The sequence below is a fragment of the Arthrobacter sp. OV608 genome, from assembly GCA_900110595.1.
Taxonomy (GTDB): domain Bacteria; phylum Actinomycetota; class Actinomycetes; order Actinomycetales; family Micrococcaceae; genus Arthrobacter.
Map to the genome: position 1 here is coordinate 137601 of FOEZ01000006.1, position 22642 is coordinate 160242.

Here is a 22642-nt window from a genome sequence, read left to right on the forward strand (position 1 = left end):
GCATCGTCCACCTCGGGCTGGGTGCCTTCGCCCGCGCCCACACCGCCGTCTTCACCGAAGAAGCCATGCTCGCCACCGGCGATTCCGGCTGGGGGATCATCGGAGTCACGCAGCGTTCCGACACCGTGGCACGCCAGCTGGCTCCGCAGGACGGACTCTTCTGCGTCGCTGAGCGGGGGAGCGGCGCCGCGCCGCTGCGCGTGGTGTCCAGCATCGTGGAGGCCATCTCGGGCCGGGACCGGCCGGATGCCGTGGTGGACCGCATCGCCGGGGACAGCACGCGGGTGGTGACACTGACGGTCACCGAAAAGGGCTACCGGATCGATCCGCACACCGGTTCCCTGAACCTCGCGGATGACCAGGTCCAGTCAGATCTTGCCGGGAACCCGCCGCTGACCGCCATCGGACAGGTCACGCGCGGCATCCAGAAACGGGCCATGGCCGGCGCAGGACCGCTCACCGTGGTCTCGTGCGACAACCTGCCGGGCAACGGTGAACTGACCGGCACCCTGGTCAGGGCGTTCGCCACCGCCCTGCCTGAGGATGAATCCGGGCCGCTGCTTGCTTGGCTGAAGGACAACGTCACCTTCCCCAGCACAATGGTGGACCGGATGGTGCCGGCCACCACAGCAGATGACCTTGACGCCGTCGAACGTGAACTGGGACTCCGGGATGAGGCCGCCGTGGTGGCCGAACCCTTTATGCAGTGGGTCATCGAGGACAACTTCGCGGGGGACCGGCCCGCCTGGGAAAAAGCCGGGGCGCTGTTCAGCAACGATGTGGCCGCGTGGGAGGCGGCCAAGCTGCGCCTGCTCAACGCGAGCCACTCGATGCTGGCATACCTCGGCCTGGCGAGCGGCAAGGCGACCATCAGCGACGCCATCGGCGAGGACGTATTCCGCGTGGCCTGCCAGCGGATGCTGGCCGAGGACGCGCTGCCCACCATCAGCCTCCCCAAGGGATTGGACGGCGAAACGTACTGCGCCCAGGTCCTCGAGCGCTTCGCGAACCCGGCGCTGGGCCACACCACCGCCAAGGTAGGCAGCGACGGTTCACAAAAAATCGGCCTCCGCCTGCTGACCACCGCACGCGCCGCCCTCGACGCCGGCCGTGAACCGCGCTGGGCCGCGCTCGCCGTGGCCGCGTGGATGCACCACGTGGCCACCACTGCTGCCGCAGACCTGAACGATCCCCTGGCGGACGAGCTCCAGAAGGCCCTGCCCGCTGAGCGGTCCGCCGCCACCGTGGTGCCGGCGCTCCTGGGCGTGCGCAGCATCTTTGACGCCGGACTCGCGGCCAACACCACCTTCGCGGACCTGCTGACGCACTGGTACCGCATCATCGACACCGGGCTGGAAGGCCTGAGAAAAGAGATCAACCATGGCTGACGCAACCAGCGTCCTGCACGTTTCCCCTGTCATACCCGTGGTCACCATCGCCGATCCCCAGCACGCCGTTCCGGTGGCCCGGGCGCTGGTCGACGGCGGGGTCCGCATCATCGAGCTGACCCTGCGCACGGACAGCGCGCTTGAATCACTGAAGCGCATCGCCAACGAAGTACCGGATATCCTGGTGGGCGCCGGCACCATCCTCAGTCCGGCCCAGGCCGACGACGCCGTGGCTGCCGGCGCCCAGTTCCTGGTCAGCCCCGGCGTGACGCCGACGCTGCTGGACCACATGCTGCAGCTGGACGTTCCGGTGCTGCCCGGAGTGGCCACCGTGGGTGAGGTGCTGGGTGTCTTGGAGCGCGGGCTCACTGCGATGAAGTTCTTCCCGGCCGGACCCGCCGGGGGGCCTGATTATCTGGCCGCCATCGGTGCGCCCATCCCGGCCGTCCAGTTCTGCCCCACGGGCGGCATCAGCCTTGCCTCCGCGCCGGAGTACCTGGCGCTGCCTAACGTCACGTGCGTCGGCGGCAGCTGGCTCACGCCCCGGGCCGCGGTGGAAGGTGAGGACTGGGCAAAGATCACCCGGCTGGCGCAGGGGGCTGCGGCGCTGGCCTGACACAAACTTGCCTGACACAAACTGCTGCCGGCGCCGCTCCTCTGGCAGAGTATGGGCATGCTCACAGTTATTGGCGAAGGCCTTGTTGACGTTGTCCAGCGCGCCTCCGGGATCGAGGCCCACGTGGGCGGCAGCCCGCTCAATGTTGCGGTGGGCCTGGCCCGGTTGGACCACCCGGTGCAGTTCATCGGCCGCTACGGCCGGGACGCGTACGGCGATTCCGTCGCCGCGCACCTGCGCTCCAGTTCCGTGATGCTTCCGCTGGGCCCGGACGATCTTCCCACCAGCGTGGCCACCGCCCTGATTGACGACGACGGCGCCGCCACCTACACCTTCGACCTCACCTGGGAGCTTCCCGGCATCGCCGACCGGCTGGCGTTTATGCTGCAGGGCACCACCCTGCTGCACACGGGCTCGATCGCGACGATGCTGGCGCCCGGCGCCAAGGACGTCCTGGCCGCCGTCGAATACGCCCACCCGCGCGCCACCATCAGCTTCGACCCCAACTGCCGGCCCAGCATCATCACCGACGTGGATTATGCGCGCCGCCACACGGAAAAGTTCGTCTCACTCGCTGACGTGGTGAAGGCCTCCGACGAAGACCTCGCCTGGCTCTACCCGGACACGGACGTGCTCGACGCTGCCCGCCGCTGGCTGGAACTGGGCGGCAACGAGGGCCCGGCTATGGTGGTGGTCACCCGTGGAGCTGACGGGCCGTGGGGGGTAACCCGGGCCGGCGAGGCGCAGGTGGCGGCACCGCGTGTTCAGGTGGCAGACACGGTGGGCGCCGGCGATTCCTTTATGGCAGCCCTGCTGTCCGGCCTGGTGGACCGGGGCCTGGACGGTGCCCAGAACCGCAAGGACCTGCGCGAACTTCCGGCAGAGGGCCTGGCCGAACTCCTTGCCCACGCGGCCAAGGCGGCGGCCGTTACGGTGTCACGGCCGGGCGCCAACCCGCCCACACGGGCCGAGCTGAACGGTTCGTCGGGGGAGGGCTAGGCCGGATTGCCCCTCGTTACCCCTCGTGGTTGTAGTAAGGCCACGGCAGGAAGCGACGCTCACCGCGACGGTCCGGTCCTTCCAAGGTGACCTTGCCTGTGGCAGCCCACTCCACGCCGCGGGGGAACATCCGGATGAACTCGATCCGCCGGAAGGTGTCAATGTCATGCCCTATGGTGATGGTGAAGCTGCGGCCTTCGCCATAGTTGTTGATCCAGGCAAGGGGCTGCAGCGTGTTGATGCCGGGGAGGCCTTCGATGCCCTCCGCCGGAATGGCCACCGGATAGTGGGGCATGGGCCACATCGGCGCCTTCTTGTACGACTCCAGGTCGTCAAACACTGAGAGAAGCACCTCCGCGCCGTCGTACAGCTGTACGCCCGTCAGGATGTCGTCACCTGTCACTGTCCATGTGTCGCTGATGCCCTCCGTGATGGGGTGGCGGGGCCGGGCTGTCTGCAGCAGGGCCTCACCCCAGGGGCGCGGACGCAGCCCGGTGGGAACGCTGAGCTTCGCGCCCCGCATGATGTTGTACTCCTCGGGATAACCCCAGTCATCCTCCTGCACCGCGGAGCCGTGGAACCAGACGATCCCTTTGCCGTCGTCGTGGACAAATTTCAGCAGGGCCGCGTCGGTTTCAGCGCCGAAACCGACGGCTTTTTCGTGGTATCCGTCGCGGCCCTCGAACACGATGATGACCACGTCGTACCTGTCGATGACGTTCGCGCCAAGCCCCCGCGGGTCCTCGATCACTCGAACGCGGAACCGGCCCGTGTCCTCAAGCACCGTGGTGAGCCACTGGTTGTGGGCCCGGAAGCTGCGGAATTCGTTGTCGTGCTCGCAGGTCATATGCCCGGAAAGGATGAGGGCGTTCAACACGTCAGCCATGCGATCTGGGCTCCTATTATTTGGCAAGTCGGGTTAGGGAGAAAGCTTACATACTTTAGTGTGAAAGCGACATAACGATGCTACGATCGGTGTGCACCTAGAGAGAGTGAGCAACGATGCTTCTCGAAAGAGACCTCATCCAGTCAGTCGGCTTCCGCAACGTCACCGAGGGCGGGCGTGTGACCGGCTTCCAGTTCCGTGTCCGGATGCCTTCCTACCGCGGCATGGCCGCGTCGCTGATCGACGGCATCGCAGTCCGCGTGGGCAACATCGTCGACGTCGGCCCTGCCGTTCCGCGCTGGACCTTCGGCGGGCGGACCTACACGCTGCAGCAGCTCTGGGATAGCGACGGCGTGCGCTGGCCCCTTGAGGAAGCCGCCGTGGTCACCGTTCCATTCGACGGCGGCCTGCCGCAGGGCGTCCATGAACTCACCATCGAACTGCGGCTGCGCATGTCCTATATTCCCGTGGAGCACCAGCCCACCGTCCACCGCGTCAGCCGTGCGGTGACGCTGGCCCCGGAGGGCGGCGGGGACACCTTCCGCTACGGCGTTTCCCTCTACAGCTACATGGGCGACTACGGCACGGTCATGGACCTGGAGACCGCGTTGGCCTCCATCGCGGACGTGGGCGCCACCGGCGTCGAGATCCTCGGCGAGGGCCACGTCCCCGGCTACCCCGAACCCGACCCTGCGTGGATCGACAACTGGTTCAGCCTGCTCGAGAAGTACTCCCTCGAGCCCACGAACTATGGATCCTGGATCGATACCCGCCTGCACCCGGGCCGGAGCATGACGGCTGCCGAGGGTGCAGAGGCGCTGCAGCGCGACCTGCGGCTGGCCCACCGGCTGGGCTTCGGCTTCGTGCGGCCCAAGATCGGCGTGGTGTCCAGCGACCTGGTCCCCGACCCTATCTGGACTGAATCTGTGGAGCGTTCCCTGGACCTTGCCCACGAACTGGGGGTCATCATCTGCCCCGAGATCCATTCGCCCACGCCCATCAAGCATCCCGTCGTCGAGGACTACATTAGCCTCATCGAACGGACCGGAACCAAGAACTTCGGCCTGCTCATCGACACCGGCATCTTCCAGGACCGGCCCATCCCGCTGCGCGACGGCGAGACCCGCGAAACCCGGCCGGCCTTCCTGGACGGGATCGGCGTCGACCCGGCCGACTTCGCAGCGATTGCCCAGTACGTGGTGTTCATCCAGGCGAAGTTCCACGACATCAACGAGCAGCTCGAGGACCAGCAGATTCCCTGGCTGCCCGTGCTCAAGGCGCTCAAAGACGCGGGCTACACCGGCTACCTCTCCAGCGAATACGAAGGCGACCGGACGCCGTGGCGGGCCATCGAGCAGGTACGCCGCCAGCATTCCCTGATCCGCCGCATCACTTCCGAACTTCCCTGACCCCTCCCTCCCAGCAAAGAGAACAGACAATGCCAAACGGACTTCTTGACGATTCAAGCCTCCGCACCCACCCGGACGGCCTGGCCCTGGCCCTGACCCTGCCGTGGTACCGAAGCCTGTGGCTCTCCTCGGTCTCCAGTCTGCGGCTCAGTCTCGACGGGCAGGACGTGCCTGCCGATGACTTGGCCCTGGAACTTGGCGGCGTCCGCTACGCGCTCGCCGACCTCCCGGCCCAGAGCGAAACCCTCTGGTACCTGCAGGAGCACCCCCTGCTGATCGCCAAGCGGGATACCCCTGCAGCCCTGGGCGAGGAGCACACCGTACAGCTCATCGGAGAGCTGCGCCTGCCTTACATGCAGATCGCCCCGGGCCAGGACGGCGGGCCCGGGATGTACGTCCCCAACTTCGTGAACCAGACACTCGAGCTGACCGTCACGGACAGGGCCGCTGCGGCTCCTGTATTAACGACTGCGGTCACCCCGCCTCCGCCAAAGGCTGAGGACGATCCGTTCTCGCTCGGGCTCACCCTGTACTCGGCCAGCGCCGAGTTCCGGGCCGGCTGGTACGACTTCGACGGCCTGCTGAACCGTGTGGCGGAGCTCGGCATCGGCCCGGGCATCGAGATCGTGGCCTCCCAGGTCCTGCCGACGTATCCGCACGTCTCGGATGACTTCGCCCATTCCTGGCAGGAGGCCTTCGACCAGCACGGCTTCACCGCCAGCTCCTTCGGTGCCAACCTGGACATGGGCCGGCGCCGCGACCGGGACATGACACCCGATGAGGAATACGAGTTCACACAGACGCTCTTCCGCGGTGCCAAGAAGCTCGGGTTCCCGCTGGTCCGCATCCAGAGCGCCAAGCCGGACCTGCTGCGGCGGCTGCTGCCGCTTGCCGAGGACCTGGAGCTCAAGCTTGCCTACGAGATCCACGCACCCCTGGGTCCCAACTCCCCGGAGATCATGAAGGTCCGCGACGTGTACGCGGAGCTCTATTCACCGCTGCTGGGCTTCGTGGCCGACTTCTCCTCCACTATGCACAGCATGTCCCCAACGCTCTTGCGGGCCGTCCGCCGTGCCGGACTCGACGACGAAGCCGTCCAAAAGCTGCAGGCCATCTGGGCCACCGACGCCCCCATGCGCGCGCGGCAGGAGGAGTTCATTGGCTACCTCCGGGCACGGGACTTCGATCCTGCCAGCCTTGGCGCCTTCGCCCACCTGGCCTTCAACATGCACGGCCATGTCAGCCCGCAGGATTGGGCGGACATCATGCCCCAAATCATGCACGTCCACGCGAAGTTCTACGACATTGACGACGATGGCAACGAGCCCGCCATCGACTATCCGGAACTGGTCCGCGTGTTCGTGGACGGCGGCTACCGCGGCTACTGGTCCAGCGAATGGGAGGGCCATGCCTTCGCCGAGCTTGGCGAGGTGGATCCGCTTCTGCTGGTCCGCAAGCAGCACGACCTCATCCGCAAGAGCATGCGCTCGGCGCTGGCGTCGGCCTGACCCCCCAGCGCTGTGCCTCCCCGGTGCCCGTCCGTTCACCCGGCCGGGCACCGCGGCCTTTAAGCCGGGGACCCTTAACTGCGGCTTTTAAGCCGGAGCTTGAGGAGCGTCCTTGGCGACCGCGGCGGCCACGATATCGGCCGCCTCCTTGAACAGGCCCCGCATCCACTCATGCTCCGAATCGCGGTTGTGCACCGGATGCCACCACAGGGCGTTCACCAGCGGCGTGGCATCGAAGGGGAGCGGGAGGATCCGCACTCCGCCCACCCGCAGCGCGAAGGGTATCAGCGCCGCCTGGATGAGGGCGATCCGGTTGGTTCCCACCACGAAATGCGGCAAGGACTGGAAGCTCTCCACCACCACGTCCACGCGCGGCTCAACGCCCAGCTGCATGATCTGGCGTTCCGCGGAGGTTGACGCCGACCTGGTCTGATAGGTCATCACCCACGGAAGTTCGGCGATGTTCTCCATGGTGATGCTGTCGCCGACGGCGTCGTTGGACGCAGAGACCACCGCCACCCAGCCGTCCCGCCACAGGTCCAGGTAGGGGAGCCCGGAAAGGAACCCGTGCGGAATCACCATGCCGTCCACGGAGCGGAGCCGGTTGGCTGCGTCTTCCACCACCATCGGATTGTGCAGCATGAACCGGAACCGGACGCCCGGCGCACGCTCGGCCGCAAGCTCGGAAACCACCCGGCCAACGGTGGTAAATCCATAATCGGAGCCGTAGATGGAGAACTCGCGCTCCGATTCAGCGGGCTCCCACGAGGCCTGGCTCTCGAAGACGCGCCGGGCCGCCTCCAGCGCCGTGGTGGTGTGCTCAGCCAGCCGCAGGGCGAAAGGGGTGAGCTCATACGCATTGCCGCGGCGGGCCAGGATGGGATCCCCAAAATGGGACCGGAGCCGCGCCAGCGAAGCACTCAGCGCCGGCTGGCTTAGGTGGAGCCGCTCGGCCGCCCTCGTCACGCTCCGCTCGGTAATGAGGGCATCCAGCGAGATCAGCAGGTTGAGGTCGAGCCGGGAAAGCAGGACATTATTCGTCACGGCTTGGCGATCTTTCAACGGTGAACTTTCGTCCCGCCAGTGTATCAGCGGCATCAATAGGGTCAGTGTGACGCATCACGTCCTCCGATGCACACCCAGGGCTTCCGCAGACCTCCGCGAAACTTATGTCTAGCATCCGCAATACTTATGTGCTTTTTCTGCACATCTCCTGCATACTGATGAGTGACCGGGGTCACGGCTCCCGGATATTTTCGACAACGAAGTCAGAAAGGCTGAACATGGCACAGCACCGCCACACCGCGGCTATGAAGGTTATCGGCGCCCTCGCCGTCCCAACCATCGCCGCCCTTGCTCTCACCGGTTGCTCAAGCTCCGCTGGCAGTACCTCATCGTCGAATGGGTCCAAGGAGTTTTCCCTGTCTTTTGCGACGTCCAACACCATTGAGAGCCCGTTCCAAAAACTGGCCGAGGACTACATGAAGTCCCACTCCGATGTGAAAATCACTTTCAACCCGCAGCCCAACGACTCCTATGACCAGACCCTGCGCACCCAGCTCCAGGCAGGCAACGCCTCCGACGTCGTGGTGACCTCGCCCGGCTCCGGCACCGGACGCAGCATCCTGCCGCTCGCCGAAGCCGGCTTCCTTGAGCCGCTGGACGACGCCGCCAAGGAACTGCTTCCCGAGGGAAGCGGCAGCACCTTCGGCCACGATGGCAAGGTCTACGGCCAGGCCACGGAAATCACCGTCGCTGCCCTTGTCTCGAATGAGACTGCCGCTGAGGCAGCCGGCGGCTTCCCCGCCGACTTTTCCTCCCTCCAGGAGCAGTGCAAGGCTCTGGAATCGTCCGGAAAGTCCCTCTTTGCCCTCGCCGGAGCAGCGCCTCCCAATACCGGCCTGATGGCGATGTCCCTGGCGGCCTCCCGCGTCTATGCGGAAGACCCGAAATGGAACGACAAGCGCGCCGCCAAGGAGACCACCTTCGCCGGTTCCGACGGCTGGAAGTCAGCCCTCCAGGCAGTCAACACCCTTAAAGATGCGGGCTGCTTCCAGAAAGGTGCTGCGGGCGGCGGTTTCGACGCCATCACCAAGGGCCTTGCCGGCGGAACGTCCGTGAGCGGCTTCATCCCGGCCCCCAGCTGGAAGCAGCTTGAATCGGCCGCCGGCGGCGCCAAATTCGCTGTCCGGGCACTGCCGGCTGAAAGCTCGAGCAAGAGCTACGTCTTCGCCAGCGCGAACTACGCCTTCTCCATCAACGCAGCCTCCAAGAACAAGGACGCCGCCAAAGCCTTCCTTGACTGGGCCGCCGAGCCCGAGCAGACCAAGGCATTCGCCGAAATCGACGGCGCGCTTCCGGTGACGGGCCTGGACAAGTACGACTTCGGAAGCGGCGCCTACAAGAACGTCGGCGACCTGATCAAGGACGGAAAGTACGGCCCCCTGCCGAACATCCAGTGGCCCAACTCTGCGGTCTACGATGCGCTGGCCACAGGGGTCCAGGGCATCATTACCGGCCAGAAGAGCCCCGACCAGGTCCTGCAGGCCATGGACGCCGCCTGGGGCCAGTAGAGCGTTCTTCACCATCAACGTTCCGACCACTCAAAGGGACAAGCAAGGAATACCATGACTGCGACGATGCAACCGAAAAGCGAAGCAGCAGAAGCACCCCGGCGAGGCAGGCGCACCCCGGGGGCGGGCCAGAACGCCCGCTCCCGGGGCCGGGGCCTGGAGTTCGGACACTGGTGGTGGGCCCTGCCCGGGATCGCCCTGGTGTTTGCCATCCACTATGTGGCAACCGGAATCGGCGGATTCTTCGCCTTTACCAACTGGACGGGCATTGGCTCGTTCAAGATCACGGGCTGGGCCAACTTTGAAGCAATCTTCAAGGACCCAACGAAAGTCGGAGCCCTCTCCAACACCCTCTTCCTGGCTTTCGGCTCAGTTCTGCTGGGCAACATCGCCGGGCTGGTCATCGCGCTGGGCCTGAACCGCGTCCTCAAGACGCGCTACATCCTCCGCACCCTGTTTTTTATGCCGGTGGTGCTCAGCCCGCTGGCCACGGCCTACATCTGGAAATACATCTTCGACTTCGACGGTCCGCTCAATGCCTTCCTGAAGGCCATCGGCGCCGGCGACCAGGCCAAACCATGGCTTGCCGACCCCCAGTGGGCCATCTGGACCGTCCTGGTGGTGCTGGTCTGGTCCTCCACCGGCTTCGCCATGGTGATCTTCATGGCCGGCCTGGCCGGCGTCCCCGCGGAAGTGGAGGAGGCGGCGGCCATCGACGGCGCCAACCTGTGGCAGCGGTTCCGCAACGTCACCCTGCCGGCCATCCGTCCCGCCGTCGCCATCGCCACCACACTCGGAATCGTCCAGGGACTGCGCGTCTTCGATCCCATCATGGCGCTCACCGGCGGCGGACCCGCCGGGGCCACGGAGACACTGGCCACCCAGGTCTACAAGCAGGCCTTTGCGCTCGGAAACTTCGGGGGCGGCGCCGCCCTGGCCCTGGTGCTCGCCGCCATCATCCTGATCTTCGCCGTACTCCAGCAGCGGCTGACGCGTTCGAACCCTGAGGACTAAGCCATGTTCCGCTACACCAAACTCACCCTGCTCCGCGAAGTCGGCCTGTGGGCGCTCGCCCTGCTGTTCCTCACGCCGTTCTACTTCCTGGTGACAACAGCCCTGAAGCCGGACACCGAATTGTTCACCACCTCGGCCCTGGCTCCGCCCAAAAGCCCGGACTTCAGCAACTTCATCGACGTCCTCACCGCCACCGGCAACTCCAACGTGGTGATGGGCCTGGTCAACAGCCTCATTATCACCGCGGGCAGCATCGTGGGACTCATCGCCCTCGGCTCCATCACCGGCTACGTCATCTCCCGCAGCACCCGCCGCTGGAGCAAGGGCGCCTACTACCTCTTCCTCGTGGCCATCATCCTTCCGGGCCAGCTCGGCGCCGTCCCCCTCTACATGGGTGCGCGGGCATTGGGGCTCACCGGATCCGCATGGGGCCTGATCGTCCTCTACACCGGCATGCTCCTGCCGCTGTCGATCTTCCTCTACGCAAACTTCTTCCGCGGCCTCGGCACGGACTATGAAGAAGCGGCCACCATCGACGGCGCCAGCAAGTCCCAGATCTTCTCCAAGGTGGTGTTCCCCATGATGGCTCCCGCCACGGGAACCGTCACCATCTTCGCCGGGCTCATCGTGTGGAACGACTTCTTCACATCGCTGATCTTCCTCGGCGGCTCCGCCAACCAGACCCTGCCGGTGGCCATGTACTACTACATCGGCTCCCTGGTCTCCCAGTGGAACTCCATCTTCGCCATTGTCATCGTGTCCATGATCCCCATCCTTGCCCTGTTCCTGTTCGCCCAAAAGCGCTTCATCCAGGGCTTCTCCGGCGGCCTGAAAGGCTGACCGGCCCGGCCGTCAAACCGCCGAGCCGGAAACCGCCAGGCACCAAACCGCACAAGCGGCCTGCCGTGATCCCTTGCGCCCAAAAACAGGCCCATCCGGGCAAAACCGCCCCACATTCCTACTGACCACCCTCAACTACCCAGGAGCCACGCATGTACCAGCTCGCGCCCAACATCGACCTATTGTTCTCCGAAGCAGGCGCCAGCGCCGCAGACCGTGTCCGCGCCGCAGCTGCCGCCGGCTTCGATGCCGTCGAAATGTGGGGACCCACGGGCAAGGACATTCCCGCCCTCAAGGAAGCCCTCGAGGAAACCGGAGTCCAGCTCACCGCCCAGCTGGCAGAGCCCCGGATGCAGTTCATGATCCCGCCCAAGGACCACGCGCCGTTCTACACCGGACTGGATGCCGGCGTCGAAGTGGCCCGCCAGCTTGGCTGCCCCCGCATTGTGGTGGGCAGCGGCACCGGCTTCGGCGGCCGCAAGCGGCAGGACCAGCTGGACGAACTGATCGAAATCTTCACCCAGGGCACAGCGCACATTGAGGGTTCCGGCATCACCCTGGTCCTCGAACCCGTGAATATCCGTGTTGACCACCCCGGGGCCCTCCTGGACCGCACCTCCGAAGCTGTCTACGTCGCCAGGGGCGTCAACTCGCCCAACTTCGGTGTCCTCTACGACCTCTACCACTCCACGGTAGAGGGCGAGGACGTGGCCGCAGAGCTCGCCAACGCCGGGGACCTCATCAAGTACGTGCAGGTCGCCGACGCCCCGGGCCGCGGCGAGCCGGGCTCCGGCTCCATCGACTGGCCCGCCCGCTTCGCGGACCTAAGGACCAGCGGCTACACCGGTCCCATCGGCCTCGAGTATTACCCCACCATCGACTCGGCAAAGTCGGTGCGCCGCATCCAGGAACTGGTGGCGGGGCGGTGAGCAGCAACCGTTATCCGGCCTCGGTCGACGTCGCCATCGTCGGCAGCGGTCCCACGGCTTCGGCCTACGCGCGGATCCTCAGCGAGGAAGCGCCCGGTGCCACTATTGCCATGTTCGAGGTGGGCCCTACGGTCAGCAACCCGCCCGGGGCGCACGTCAAGAACATCGAGGACCCTGAGCGCCGCAGCCTTGCCCAGCGCGCCTCGGAAGGCCCGGGGGCAGGCGCCGAAACGGTAAACTCCCCTGGAGCGGTGAAGAGCGGCCAGCGCCGTGCCCGGCCCGGAACCTACCTGCTGCAGGACGGCTACGCCTTCCCGGGCGAGGACGGCATGCCCGTCGCGGCCATGTCCAGCAATGTGGGCGGCATGGCCGCCCACTGGACCGCCGCCTGCCCCCGGCCCGGCGGCAAGGAGCGCATCCCCTTCCTGCCGGACCTGGAAGAGCTCCTTAACGACGCCAACCGGCTCCTGGGCGTCACCACGCACGCTTTTGATGGTGCCCCCTTCTCGGACCTGGTCCGGGAACGACTCGCCGGCGTAGTGGATCAGGGCCGAAAGCCTGCCTTCCGCGTCCAGCCCATGCCCCTTGCTGTACACCGGCGGCAGGATGGCGCCCTCGTCTGGTCCGGCTCCGACGTCGTTATGGGGGCGGCCACCCGCGATAATCCGCAGTTTGAACTGTTTGATGAATCGCTGGTGACCCGTGTGCTGGTGGAGGACGGCACTGCTGCCGGCATCGAAGTCCAGGACCGCCGCAGCGGGGACACCCATCAGGTGGCCGCCCGTTACGTTGTGGTGGGGGCGGACGCCCTGCGCACACCGCAGCTGCTGTGGGCTTCCGGGATCCGGCCCGACGCCCTGGGCCGCTACCTGAACGACCAGGCGCAGGTGGTGTTCGCGAGCAGGCTCCGCGATGTCCAGCCCGAGGACGCGCCGGCAGCGGCCAATGGTGCCCTCAGTGAGCAGAGCGGAGTGGCCTGGGTTCCCTATACGGACGAGGCGCCCTTCCACGGCCAGATTATGCAGCTGGATGCATCCCCGGTTCCCCTGGCCGAGGATGATCCCATCGTCCCGGGCTCCATCGTGGGGCTGGGCCTGTTCTGCGCGAAGGACCTGCAGCGCGAGGACAGGGTGGCGTTCGACGACGATACCCGGGACTCCTACGGGATGCCCGCCATGCGCATCCACTACCGGCTGACCGAGCGGGACCACGACGTGCTGGACCGCGCCAGGCAGGAAATTGTCCGCCTGGGCAAGGCTGTGGGCGAACCGCTGGACGAGCGCCCCTTTGTCCTGCCGCCCGGTGCGTCGCTGCACTACCAGGGCACCACGCGCATGGGTGACACGGACGACGGCGAGAGTGTCTGTTCGCCCGACAGCCAGGTGTGGCAGGTCCCCGGCCTCTTTGTGGCCGGCAACGGCGTTATCCCCACCGCCACGGCCTGCAATCCCACACTGACGTCGGTGGCCCTCGCCGTGCGCGGCGCACGGAAAATCGCAGAAGAAATCACCAGCTCTTTACTTATGTCCGAATCAGACAATAGACTGTCTAAATAATGAATAAGTGCCGGTAGCGCGGCAACTTCGTTCCAGCACAGGCATTTCACTCACGGCAAGGCATGCCGCAGACAAGGAGGTCTCGATGATCGCCGACCGCATAATCGAGCAGGGAACACTGACCACCCAGGACGGCCGCACCGCCGTCGAAGTCCGGATCCCCTGGTACCGCGCCCTTCCGGGCTCATGCATCGCCGGCGCAGCACTGACGGTTGACGGCGTTGCCGCACCGGAGGACTCCCTGCGCTGGACCATGAACAACCGCACGTTCAGCTTTGAAGAACTCGTGGATGAAACCGGCGAATGGTGGTTTCCGCTGGACTCGGCCGTCCTTTCCGGCGACCTTCCCGTCCGTGACGGCCAAGCCGAGCACGAGGTCCGGGTGGACCTGAAGCTCTACATCCCCTACATCATCACCGACCACGGCGTGCTGCACATCGAAGAGCACGACACCAAGACCATGAAGGTGGCACAGCGATGACCAGCCTCGGCACGCCGATCCAGGGCGTCACCCTTTACAGCTTCACCCGGGCTTTCCACGCCCGGCAGTACGACCTTGACGGCCTCATCCGCAAGGTGGCGGCCGAAGGTTTCGGCCCGGGCCTTGAGGTTATCGGGTTCTCGAGCCTGCGCGGCTTCCCGGACCGCATCGATGACACCTTTGTGGGCCAGTTCCGCGACCTGGTGGCCGAGGTGGACCTCGTCCCCACCTCGCTGGCAGTGAACGTTGATACCGGCATCCGGCGGGACCGGCTGATGAACCACGACGAGCTGGTCGAATACATGCGCAAGCAGATCGAAGTGGCCGCCCGGCTCGGCTTCCCGATCGCCCGCGTGCAGATCTCGCTGACCCCCGACGCCATGGAAAGCCTGCTGCCCGTGGCCGAGAAGTACGGCGTCACCCTTGCCCTCGAAGTCCACGCCGACCAGCACGGCGCGCACGAACGCGTCCTGGCGCTGCGCGACCGCTACGAGAAGCTCGATTCCCCGCTGCTCGGTTTCACTGCCGACTGGGGCGCCACTGTCACCGGCTTTGCCCCCTCCCTGCTGGAGGCCTACCGCCGCCGTGGTGCTTCGGAGGACCTGCTCCGGCAGGTGGTTGACCTGTGGGACGGCTTCTATGCCGAAGGACCGCCCAACAACCAGAAGGTCCACGGCGAACGTTTCGGTGCCTTTATTGGCCTCGCCGCCCGGAACGGCCGGCCGGACCTGGGCATCGACTTCGGCATCAACGGAACGGGACTGTTCGGCCCTGCACCGCTGGACACCTGGCTGGAAATCATGCCCTGGGTCCGCCACGTGCACGGCAAGTTCTTCGGCATCGACGAAAACGGCGAAGAGCCCTCAGTGCCGGTGCGCGGCCTGGTCCGGCAACTCGTGGAAAACGGCTACTCCGGTGCCATCTCCAGTGAATATGAAGGCTGGCATTGGAACAACTGGCAGGACCCGTTCGAGATCATCCGCGGCGAGCAGGCCGTCCAGCGTTCAGCAGCCGCCAACGCCGGTTCCGCCATGATCACCGACGCATCGGACGCCCGCCGCATCCTCAGCAGCCATCTCGCCCAGCCCGTCCGCGGCTGAAACAAAAGGAATCAAAGACATGTCAGAAGGCATCGCAGGCTCGGGCATCGAGCTTGGCATCACCCTTTACTCACTCACCTCCGAATTCGCCGCCGGGCTCTACACCCCGGAGACCCTGATCAAAGCGGTCGCCGATGAAGGCCTCGGCCCCGGCGTCGAATTCAACATCGCCCAGATGCTGCGCACCTACCCGGACGTGGACGAGGATTTCGTCCGCCTGTGGCGGGACAGCATGGACCGCTACGGCCTGACCCCCAGCGCCGTGGGCACCAACCTGGACATGGGCCGCCGTAAAGAGCGCGACATGACGCCGGACGAGGAGTTCGACTTCTTCGCCCGGCAGCTCAAGACCGCCAACACGCTCGGCTTCAACAAGATCGTCATCAGGTCCGCGGGCAAGGAACTGCTCCGCCGGCTGCTTCCGCTGGCCGAGAAGTACGACCAGAAGCTCGGCTACGAGATCCACGCGCCCCAGGGCCCGAACGATCCCAAGATCCTCCAGATCCGCGAGATGTATGAGGAGCTCGGCAGCGACCGGCTGGGCTTCACGGCGGATTTCAGTTCCACCATGCACAGCCTGTCGCCCACGCTGTTCCGCACCCTGACCCAGATGGGCCTCCCGCAGGAGCACTTCGCTGTCATGCAGGACATCTGGCGCAAGCCGCTGCCCATGCAGGAGCGGAACCAGGAGTTCGAGGACTACCTCCGCGAAAATAACTTCGATCCCGCCCGGCTGGGCCCCTTCACCCGGCTGGCGTTCAACATGCACGGACTGGTCCCGCCGGAGGAATGGCTGGACATCATGCCGCAGATGTTCCACGTCCACGCGAAGTTCTACGACATCGACGAGAACGGCAACGAGCCCGCCATGGACATCCCGCGCATCGTGCGCCAGTTCGTCAAGGGCGGCTACCAGGGCTTCCTGTCCAGCGAATGGGAAGGCCACGCCTTCGCGGACCTGGGCGAATCGGACCCCATCGACCTGGTGAAAAAGCAGCACGCACTGATGCGCCGCGCCATTGAAGAATCCGTCGTTCCGGCCTAGGGGGTCCAAATGCCTACTATCGACACCGACCTCACAGCAGAGGTGGAGCGCCTGCGGGGCGAACTTGCTGAAGCCCTGAAACTGGCCCGCCGGGCCAACGACCGGGGCGACATTGAGAACCTGTTCAACCGCTACATGTACCTGCACAATGCCTTTGAGGATGAACAGATTATCCCGCTGTGGGTGAAGCCGGGCACTCCCGGCATCCGGGCGAGGTACACCAACGCCGGCCAGTACACGGACTATGAGAGTGTCATCCGCTACCACCAGGGCCGTCCGCGGCCCGAGGGCAAGCTCATCCTGCACTACACCACCACTCCGGTCATCGAAGTGGCCGCCGACGGCAACACGGCCAAGGGCGTCTGGATCATGACCGGCAACGAGTCCGGCCTGACCGACCCGGAAGTGGCCAAAGACAGCCCGGACTACATGTATTCGCCGGGCGAGGTTCAGGGCAAAAAGGTCTGGGCCCACTGGGTCTGGTGCAAGTACGCTGTGGACTTCCTGCGCCAGGACGGGGAATGGAAGATTTGGAAATTCCGCTGCTACGAGCTCCTGCGGGCACCCTTCGAGGAAAACTGGATCAGCTTCGCCGAGAAGAACCAGCATGCCTTCGCCCTGGACCTGATGTACTTCGGCGACGACGGCAAGCCGGTGTTTATGCCGCCCGCGGACGAACCCGTGCCGCAGGAATACCACCCATACAGCCCCTCCACCCGGCAGACGCTTAATCCCCTGCCGCCCGCACCCCACGACACCTTCGTCGACACGTTCAAGTAAGGAAAGCCATGGCAACTCACAACTCCCTGTTCCAGGACGCCGACGTCCGCAGGCACCCCGAGGGCATTTCGGTGTCCGTGCAACTGCCCTGGTACCGCAGCCTCTGGCTCTCCGCCGTGGACGATGTTGCGGCCACGGTCAACGGCGTGGCGATCCCCAAGGAATCCCTCCGCTTCGAATTGCAGGGCAAGTCCTATTCCATCGCGGAGCTGCCCGAGCAGTGGGAAACCCTGTGGTTCGTCGCGGACAAGCCCGATGTCATCATCCCGCTGGACCGCATCCCCGACGCAGGCGAGGAGATCGACGTCGAGGTCATCCTCACCCTCCGCCTGCTCTACATGCAGATCGCGCCCATGCGCTACGTCGGAAACCGGGTGGCGGTTGAGCGCAAGGTAGTGCTGGCATGACAACCCTTCGGGTTGCCATGATCGGTTACGGCTTCATGGGAGCTGCCCACTCCCAGGGCTGGCGGACCGCACCCCGAGTGTTCGACCTGCCCGCCGAACCGGAAATGGCCGTCATCGTGGGGCGCAACGCCGAAGCGGTGGCGGACGCAGCCCAAAAGTGGGGCTGGGCTGAGTCCGCCACCGACTGGCGCGAGGTGATCGCCCGGGACGATATCGACGTCGTCGACATCGTAACTCCCGGCGACTCCCACACCGAGATCGCGATCGCGGCCCTTGAGGCCGGGAAGCACGTTCTCTGCGAAAAGCCGCTGGCCAATGCTGTTGCCGAGGCCGAAGCGATGGCCGAGGCTGCCGGGCGGGCCGCCGCCCGGGGCATTCGGGCGATGGTGGGATTCACCTACCGCCGGGTTCCCGCCGTGACGTTTTTGCGGAACCTGATTGCCGAAGGCGCCGTGGGAACCATCAACCAGGTGCGTGCCTCGTACCGGCAGGACTGGCTGGTGGACCCCGAAATGCCGCTCGCCTGGCGCCTGCAGAAGGAACACGCCGGCTCCGGGGCGCTGGGTGACATCGGCGCCCACGCCATCGACCTGGCCCAGTTCGTGACCGGACTGAACCTCGAAAAGGTCTCCGGCACCATCGACACCATCGTCAAGGAGCGCCCTCTTTTGGACTCGGGTTCCGGGCTCTCGGGCACTGCCGGTGCCGGCAAGGGCCAGGTGACGGTGGACGACATCGCCATCTTCACGGGCCGCTTCGAATCCGGCGCGCTGGCTTCCTTCGAGGCCTCCCGCTTCGCCACCGGCCGGAAGAACGCGCTGCAGATCGAAGTCTCGGGGGACAAGGGCGCACTGGCCTTCGACCTCGAGGACCTCAACAGCGTCCAGTTCTACGACCGGACAGCACCTGCGGACCGCCAGGGCTTCCGGAAAATCCTGGTCACCGAGGCGGAGCATCCCTACGTCTCGGCGTGGTGGCCGGCCGGGCACATGCTCGGCTACGAGCACGGGTTCTCCCATCAGGTCAAGGACTTCGTGGAAGCAATCGTGGGCGGCACCGATCCGCATCCCACGTTCGCTGACGGGCTGCGGGTGCAGCGGGTGCTCGACGCCGTCGAGCGCAGTTCCGAAAATGAGTCCGCCTGGACACGCGTCGCCGCCAACGTCCCGGCGCAGGTTTCGTAGGAGGGGAAACAGATGGCACGACCAATTACGCTGTTCACCGGCCAGTGGGCCGACCTGCCGTTTGAGGAGGTGGCCCGGCTCGCCGGCGAGTGGGGCTACGACGGGCTGGAAATCGCCTGCTGGGGCGATCACCTGGACCCCTGGCGCTGGGACGACGATGCCTACGTGCAGGGCAAACTCGACATCCTGGAACGCCACGGCCTTAAGGTGTGGACCATCTCCAACCACCTCAAAGGCCAGGCCGTGTGCGATGACCCCATCGACGAACGGCACCGCGGCATCCTGCCGGACAACGTCTGGGGCGACGGCGACCCTGAAGGGGTGCGCCGCCGTGCCGCCGAGGAAATGAAGAACACCGCCCGGCTCGCCGCCAAGCTTGGCGTGAAGACGGTGACCGGATTTACGGGTTCGTCCATCTGGAAGTACGTGGCGATGTTTCCGCCGGCCTCCGAAAAGATGGTGGACGCCGGGTACCAGGACTTTGCTGACCGGTGGAACCCCATCCTGGACGTCTTCGACGAGGTGGGCGTCCGGTTCGCCCACGAGGTGCATCCGTCCGAGATCGCCTACGACTACTGGACCACCCAGCGCGCGCTGGAGGCGATCGGGCACCGTGAGGCCTTCGGGCTGAACTGGGATCCGAGCCACATGGTGTGGCAGGACATCGATCCCGTGGGGTTCCTGTGGGACTTCAAGGACCGGATCTACCACGTGCACTGCAAGGACACGAAGAAGCGCCTGACCAACGGGCGCAACGGCCGGCTCTCGTCCCACCTGGCATGGGCCGACCCGCGCCGCGGCTGGGACTTCATCTCCACAGGCCACGGCGACGTGCCCTGGGAGGACGCCTTCCGGATGCTCAACTCCATCAACTACCGCGGGCCGTTGTCCGTGGAGTGGGAGGACGCCGGCATGGACCGCCTGGCCGGCGCCCCCGAAGCGCTGGCATTCGTCCGCAGGCTCTCCAGTTACGAGCCCTCGGCGGCAGCTTTCGACGCCGCCTTCAGCACGAAGTAGTTCAGCACCAACTAATTCAGCCCAAAGCCCGGCCCCGGAAAACCCCGGGGCCGGGCTTTCGGCTATTCCGGCTTGACTGCGTAGGCGCTGCTGATTGCTATCCGGTTGTAGGTATTGATCGTCATAGTCAGCCATGTCACGGCGGACACCTGTCCCGGAGTCAACTGCCCGGCCGCTGACTGGTACCAGCCCGCATTTGTGTGGGAGTCCTGGATCAGCGTGATGTATTCGCAAAGGGCCAGTGCCGCGCGTTCCTGATCGTCGAAGTACAGGCTCTCCCGCCAGGCGGGCAGCACACTCAGTCGCTCAAGGCTCTCACCTTTCGCCAGCGAGTCCTTGGTGTGGATCCGCAGGCAGAATGCACAGCCGTTGATCTGGGAGGCGCGGATCTTTACCAGCTCAATAAGCAGTGGCGAGAGTCCCTCTCCCAGGGCGGCCCGGTCCGCCCTCAAGGCTGCGGAATTGATGGCTTTGTACAGTTCCGGGTGCTGGGCACCCACATCGGTCCTGGGGAGGATTGCTGTAGCGGTCATTGTGTGTGGGGCTCCTTGGCTCGATAGGGAGTGCGCTTCTGCGCTGGGTCCACCATCTCTTCCCTGCTGCGTTGGGAACCACTGAATGGGACGAACTGCCACCAGACGTTCCACCTCCGGTGGCGCGGGAGCAGCGGCTGTCTACGTCCTTGCCCGGCCGCCGTCCAGGTATTCGGGGGTTGCCATGCCGGCAACGGCGAAGCCGGACAGGTTCCGCAAGAAGGCTCCGTCGATGTCCTGGCCTGTCGCGATCAGCCGGTGATGGATTGCCCCGTAGAGGGCATCGATAACCATGCCGGCGTCGATGTCGCCCCGCACTTGCCCCCGGTGCTGGGCCCGTTGAATGATCGTCAGGAATCCTTGCCGACGCTCCCGAAGCATTGTCTGCCGAAGATGGACGGCGAACTCTGCGTCCCTGATGGCCTCAGCCAGCAGGTTGGCGACTGTGGACGCCGCTCCGCCCACCTTCAGGCAATAGGTCAGCGCCACGAGGTAGGCATGCAGGTCCCTTGCCACATCGCCGGTGTCGTGAACGTCGGTGAGCAAGTTCGTTTTATAGGTGAATGCTTCCAGGACCAGCAGCTGACGCGATGGCCAATAGCGGTACAGCGTTGATTTGCTCACCCCCGACGCCCTGGCTACCGCGTCAATGGTGACGGCCTCATAGGTGAGCCGGTCGATCAGGTTGCTTGCTGCCCGCAGGACTTTCTCCCGCATTTCCGCCTCGCGGGAGGCCGCTAACGGGTGGGCAGGATCGGCGTTACGGCGCTGCGAAGCCCGAAACCCGGGAGGCTGATGGCCCGACAATGCGCTCATGGGAGAATCCTAGGGCACGTACTTGAAGCCTCCTGAAGCGGGACCCTTCCGTCAGCAGGCCACTTTACTCACGCGGCCCCCGACAAGGGCCGCCTCGGCCAGTGCAAGGTGCCGCCGGGTCATGTCTGTGGGGTCGTCCTGCAGCCACTCGTGGCCGCCCCACTCACTGGTGAGGGTGCCACTGAAGCTGTTGGGGCCCAGGAGGGCGCCCAGGTCCCGCAGCGGCTGCGAAACCCGCCCGCCGTCGTCGTGCAGGTCCCAGAACTTCAGGTGGAAAGCGCCCACCAGGGGGAGGATGCCCCGCAGGTCTGCCGCGTCACTGCGGCCGAAACGGATGAGCAGGTTCATAAAGAGGGTGTGGATCCTCGGGGGCACGTTTCCTGAGCGGAGGAGGCCGGTGACTGCGTCGATGGTGGCCGGATCCCGCCAGTCATTCTCCAGCCGCCCCACGAAGTCCTCAGGCAAGCCGCCCCGGCGCAGCTCCTCGAGGTAGGTGACGGGAAGGGCGGGCATCAGCATGCTGATGTCCACGAGGACCCGCACGTGGTCATCTCCGAGGGCATCTATCGCTTCGAGGGCAGGCTCGACGGCGGCGCTGCCCGGGGCCTGCTGCCCCTGGATCTCCTCATACACCACCAGATCGAGCTCATGGAGCAACGGCTGGACCAGCGTGAGCAGGTCGGTGCCGGCCTGGCCGATCGGGAGCCGGATTCCGCTGGCTCCCGATCGGTGCGCGGCACGGATCTGGGGGACCAGGAAATCCAGGCGTTCCTGCAGGGGGCGGCGTTCCGTCGGCGTGAAGTCGTCCAGACTGGCGCCGAGGATGCTGATGGCTCCGCCCTTCGCCGCCAGGGCATCCCGCAGCCCGTCCACTTCGGCGTCGCTGGGAGCGGGAAAGGAGCGCCATACCAGTCCGGGCTCGAGTTCGATCTTTTGCACCACAGAATCTGCGATGCCGGTGACGACGTCCTGGGCGGTCCGTCGCGCGGCGATGATGTCAGGGGTCCAGTTGAAGGAGCTGGCGCACAGCGTCCAGCTGCTCGGAATTTCGGGAGCCATAGGGCGTCTTCCCCCTTTATGCTTGTTAATGACAAACTTATGTCACTTTTAGGATAAAGGATGGAAGCCATGTTGGGAACCGCCGTGCGCGACGATGCGCTGACCGCCACTGCCGAAGGTTTTGAACTCCGCATCGGCCTGCCGTGGATCCGCTCCATGCCGCTCTCGAGCATCGCCGGCCTGGCGGTGGAGGTGGACGGCGTTCCCTTGGTACAAGGGGAGTTGGAGGTGATGCTCGGCTCTCGTCGAGTGTCCCCGGAAGCCCTGCAGGAAGAACGGGGCTGGTGGTTTGTGCAGGACCGGCTTGTCCTAGCGGCCGGGCGCCGGCTTTCGAACGGGACGCACGCCGTCGCCGTCGACTTCCAGCTGATGGTGCCGTACCTGCAGGCGCGGCCCGGCTCGCCCCTGGTCCTGCCGTTCCATCTGGCGGCCCGGCTGGAACTGGACGGAAAGCCGGTACCCAGTGTCTCCCGCGACGTCGCCTGAGCGGGCGACGTCCGGA

The 22642-nt window shown here is 65.6% G+C and carries 23 protein-coding genes; 18 read left to right on the top strand and 5 right to left on the bottom strand.

The window, feature by feature from the left end; genetic code table 11:
• The first annotated feature begins 2 nt into the window (after positions 1 to 2).
• Genes BMX78_RS10255 through BMX78_RS10265 form a run of 3 tightly spaced genes read left to right on the top strand, consistent with a single transcriptional unit; the run spans position 3 to position 3003 of the window.
• Positions 3 to 1388 (top strand): mannitol dehydrogenase family protein, encoded by a 1386-nt coding sequence (locus tag BMX78_RS10255; RefSeq protein WP_286138904.1) that lies wholly within the window; start codon positions 3 to 5, stop codon positions 1386 to 1388.
• The gene (eda, locus tag BMX78_RS10260; protein ID WP_091419137.1) at positions 1381 to 2004 is read left to right on the top strand and encodes a bifunctional 4-hydroxy-2-oxoglutarate aldolase/2-dehydro-3-deoxy-phosphogluconate aldolase; all 624 of its coding nucleotides are present in this window, start codon (positions 1381 to 1383) and stop codon (positions 2002 to 2004) included. The genes BMX78_RS10255 and eda overlap by 8 nt, the downstream gene beginning before the upstream one ends.
• A 57-nt stretch (positions 2005 to 2061) precedes the next feature.
• A complete protein-coding gene (locus tag BMX78_RS10265; protein ID WP_091419310.1) occupies positions 2062 to 3003 on the top strand; it encodes a carbohydrate kinase family protein in 942 nt (313 codons plus the stop codon).
• A gap of 16 nt (positions 3004 to 3019) precedes the next feature.
• Here BMX78_RS10265 and BMX78_RS10270 read toward each other — a convergent pair whose 3' ends face one another.
• Complete coding sequence (locus tag BMX78_RS10270; protein ID WP_091419139.1) at positions 3020 to 3889, bottom strand: ThuA domain-containing protein; 870 nt, start codon at positions 3887 to 3889, stop codon at positions 3020 to 3022.
• A 116-nt stretch (positions 3890 to 4005) separates the two neighbouring features.
• Here BMX78_RS10270 and BMX78_RS10275 point away from each other — a divergent pair, with 116 nt between their 5' ends.
• Together BMX78_RS10275 and BMX78_RS10280 are read left to right on the top strand one after the other, a co-directional pair.
• Complete coding sequence (locus tag BMX78_RS10275; RefSeq protein WP_091419141.1) at positions 4006 to 5298, top strand: C-glycoside deglycosidase beta subunit domain-containing protein; 1293 nt, start codon at positions 4006 to 4008, stop codon at positions 5296 to 5298.
• A gap of 29 nt (positions 5299 to 5327) precedes the next feature.
• Positions 5328 to 6806, top strand: coding sequence for a sugar phosphate isomerase/epimerase family protein (locus tag BMX78_RS10280; RefSeq protein ID WP_091419142.1), 1479 nt, complete (start codon positions 5328 to 5330; stop codon positions 6804 to 6806).
• Positions 6807 to 6893: 87 nt separating this feature from the next.
• Here the strand turns inward: BMX78_RS10280 and BMX78_RS10285 are convergent, their stop codons facing one another.
• Positions 6894 to 7850 carry a LysR family transcriptional regulator gene (locus BMX78_RS10285; RefSeq protein WP_091419144.1) on the bottom strand — a complete coding sequence of 319 codons (957 nt, stop codon included), beginning with the start codon at positions 7848 to 7850 and terminating at the stop codon, positions 6894 to 6896.
• 239 nt (positions 7851 to 8089) lie between these two features.
• Between BMX78_RS10285 and BMX78_RS10290 the strand changes: the two genes are divergently transcribed.
• The 12 genes from BMX78_RS10290 to BMX78_RS10345 all read left to right on the top strand — a co-directional run bounded on the left by BMX78_RS10290 (position 8090) and on the right by BMX78_RS10345 (position 19732).
• Positions 8090 to 9379 carry an ABC transporter substrate-binding protein gene (locus BMX78_RS10290; protein WP_091419146.1) on the top strand — a complete coding sequence of 430 codons (1290 nt, stop codon included), beginning with the start codon at positions 8090 to 8092 and terminating at the stop codon, positions 9377 to 9379.
• A gap of 54 nt (positions 9380 to 9433) precedes the next feature.
• A complete protein-coding gene (locus BMX78_RS10295; RefSeq protein WP_091419147.1) occupies positions 9434 to 10393 on the top strand; it encodes a carbohydrate ABC transporter permease in 960 nt (319 codons plus the stop codon).
• A gap of 3 nt (positions 10394 to 10396) precedes the next feature.
• Entirely contained in the window at positions 10397 to 11233 is an 837-nt protein-coding gene (locus BMX78_RS10300) for a carbohydrate ABC transporter permease (RefSeq protein ID WP_091419149.1), read from the top strand.
• 152 nt (positions 11234 to 11385) lie between these two features.
• Positions 11386 to 12162: a TIM barrel protein gene (locus BMX78_RS10305; protein WP_091419151.1), complete on the top strand. Its 777-nt coding sequence runs from the start codon at positions 11386 to 11388 to the stop codon at positions 12160 to 12162.
• Positions 12159 to 13718 (top strand): c-glycoside 3-oxidase CarA, encoded by a 1560-nt coding sequence (gene carA, locus BMX78_RS10310; protein ID WP_091419152.1) that lies wholly within the window; start codon positions 12159 to 12161, stop codon positions 13716 to 13718. The genes BMX78_RS10305 and carA overlap by 4 nt, the downstream gene beginning before the upstream one ends.
• Positions 13719 to 13803: 85 nt before the next feature.
• Positions 13804 to 14199 (top strand): C-glycoside deglycosidase beta subunit domain-containing protein, encoded by a 396-nt coding sequence (locus BMX78_RS10315; protein ID WP_091419154.1) that lies wholly within the window; start codon positions 13804 to 13806, stop codon positions 14197 to 14199.
• Positions 14196 to 15299 (top strand): sugar phosphate isomerase/epimerase family protein, encoded by a 1104-nt coding sequence (locus tag BMX78_RS10320; protein WP_091419156.1) that lies wholly within the window; start codon positions 14196 to 14198, stop codon positions 15297 to 15299. The genes BMX78_RS10315 and BMX78_RS10320 overlap by 4 nt, the downstream gene beginning before the upstream one ends.
• A 19-nt stretch (positions 15300 to 15318) precedes the next feature.
• Positions 15319 to 16344, top strand: a complete 1026-nt coding sequence (locus tag BMX78_RS10325; protein WP_091419157.1) for a sugar phosphate isomerase/epimerase family protein — start codon at positions 15319 to 15321, stop codon at positions 16342 to 16344.
• Between the two features lie 9 nt (positions 16345 to 16353).
• Positions 16354 to 17124 carry a nuclear transport factor 2 family protein gene (locus BMX78_RS10330; RefSeq protein WP_091419159.1) on the top strand — a complete coding sequence of 257 codons (771 nt, stop codon included), beginning with the start codon at positions 16354 to 16356 and terminating at the stop codon, positions 17122 to 17124.
• An 8-nt stretch (positions 17125 to 17132) separates the two neighbouring features.
• Positions 17133 to 17531, top strand: coding sequence for a C-glycoside deglycosidase beta subunit domain-containing protein (locus BMX78_RS10335; RefSeq protein ID WP_091419160.1), 399 nt, complete (start codon positions 17133 to 17135; stop codon positions 17529 to 17531).
• Positions 17528 to 18715: a Gfo/Idh/MocA family protein gene (locus BMX78_RS10340; RefSeq protein ID WP_170850769.1), complete on the top strand. Its 1188-nt coding sequence runs from the start codon at positions 17528 to 17530 to the stop codon at positions 18713 to 18715. Before BMX78_RS10335 ends, BMX78_RS10340 begins: the two co-directional genes overlap by 4 nt.
• Positions 18716 to 18727: 12 nt before the next feature.
• Complete coding sequence (locus BMX78_RS10345; protein ID WP_091419162.1) at positions 18728 to 19732, top strand: sugar phosphate isomerase/epimerase family protein; 1005 nt, start codon at positions 18728 to 18730, stop codon at positions 19730 to 19732.
• Between the two features lie 62 nt (positions 19733 to 19794).
• Here BMX78_RS10345 and BMX78_RS10350 read toward each other — a convergent pair whose 3' ends face one another.
• The 3 genes from BMX78_RS10350 to BMX78_RS10360 form a co-directional block, all read right to left on the bottom strand.
• The gene (locus BMX78_RS10350) at positions 19795 to 20265 is read right to left on the bottom strand and encodes a carboxymuconolactone decarboxylase family protein (RefSeq protein WP_091419164.1); all 471 of its coding nucleotides are present in this window, start codon (positions 20263 to 20265) and stop codon (positions 19795 to 19797) included.
• Between the two features lie 141 nt (positions 20266 to 20406).
• Positions 20407 to 21081, bottom strand: coding sequence for a TetR/AcrR family transcriptional regulator (locus BMX78_RS10355; protein WP_091419165.1), 675 nt, complete (start codon positions 21079 to 21081; stop codon positions 20407 to 20409).
• Between the two features lie 51 nt (positions 21082 to 21132).
• Complete coding sequence (locus BMX78_RS10360; protein WP_091419167.1) at positions 21133 to 22140, bottom strand: apurinic/apyrimidinic endonuclease family protein; 1008 nt, start codon at positions 22138 to 22140, stop codon at positions 21133 to 21135.
• Positions 22141 to 22209: 69 nt separating this feature from the next.
• On the opposite strand from BMX78_RS10360, the gene BMX78_RS10365 reads away from it, so the two are divergent.
• The gene (locus BMX78_RS10365) at positions 22210 to 22626 is read left to right on the top strand and encodes a C-glycoside deglycosidase beta subunit domain-containing protein (protein WP_091419312.1); all 417 of its coding nucleotides are present in this window, start codon (positions 22210 to 22212) and stop codon (positions 22624 to 22626) included.
• The last annotated feature ends 16 nt before the right edge of the window (positions 22627 to 22642 follow it).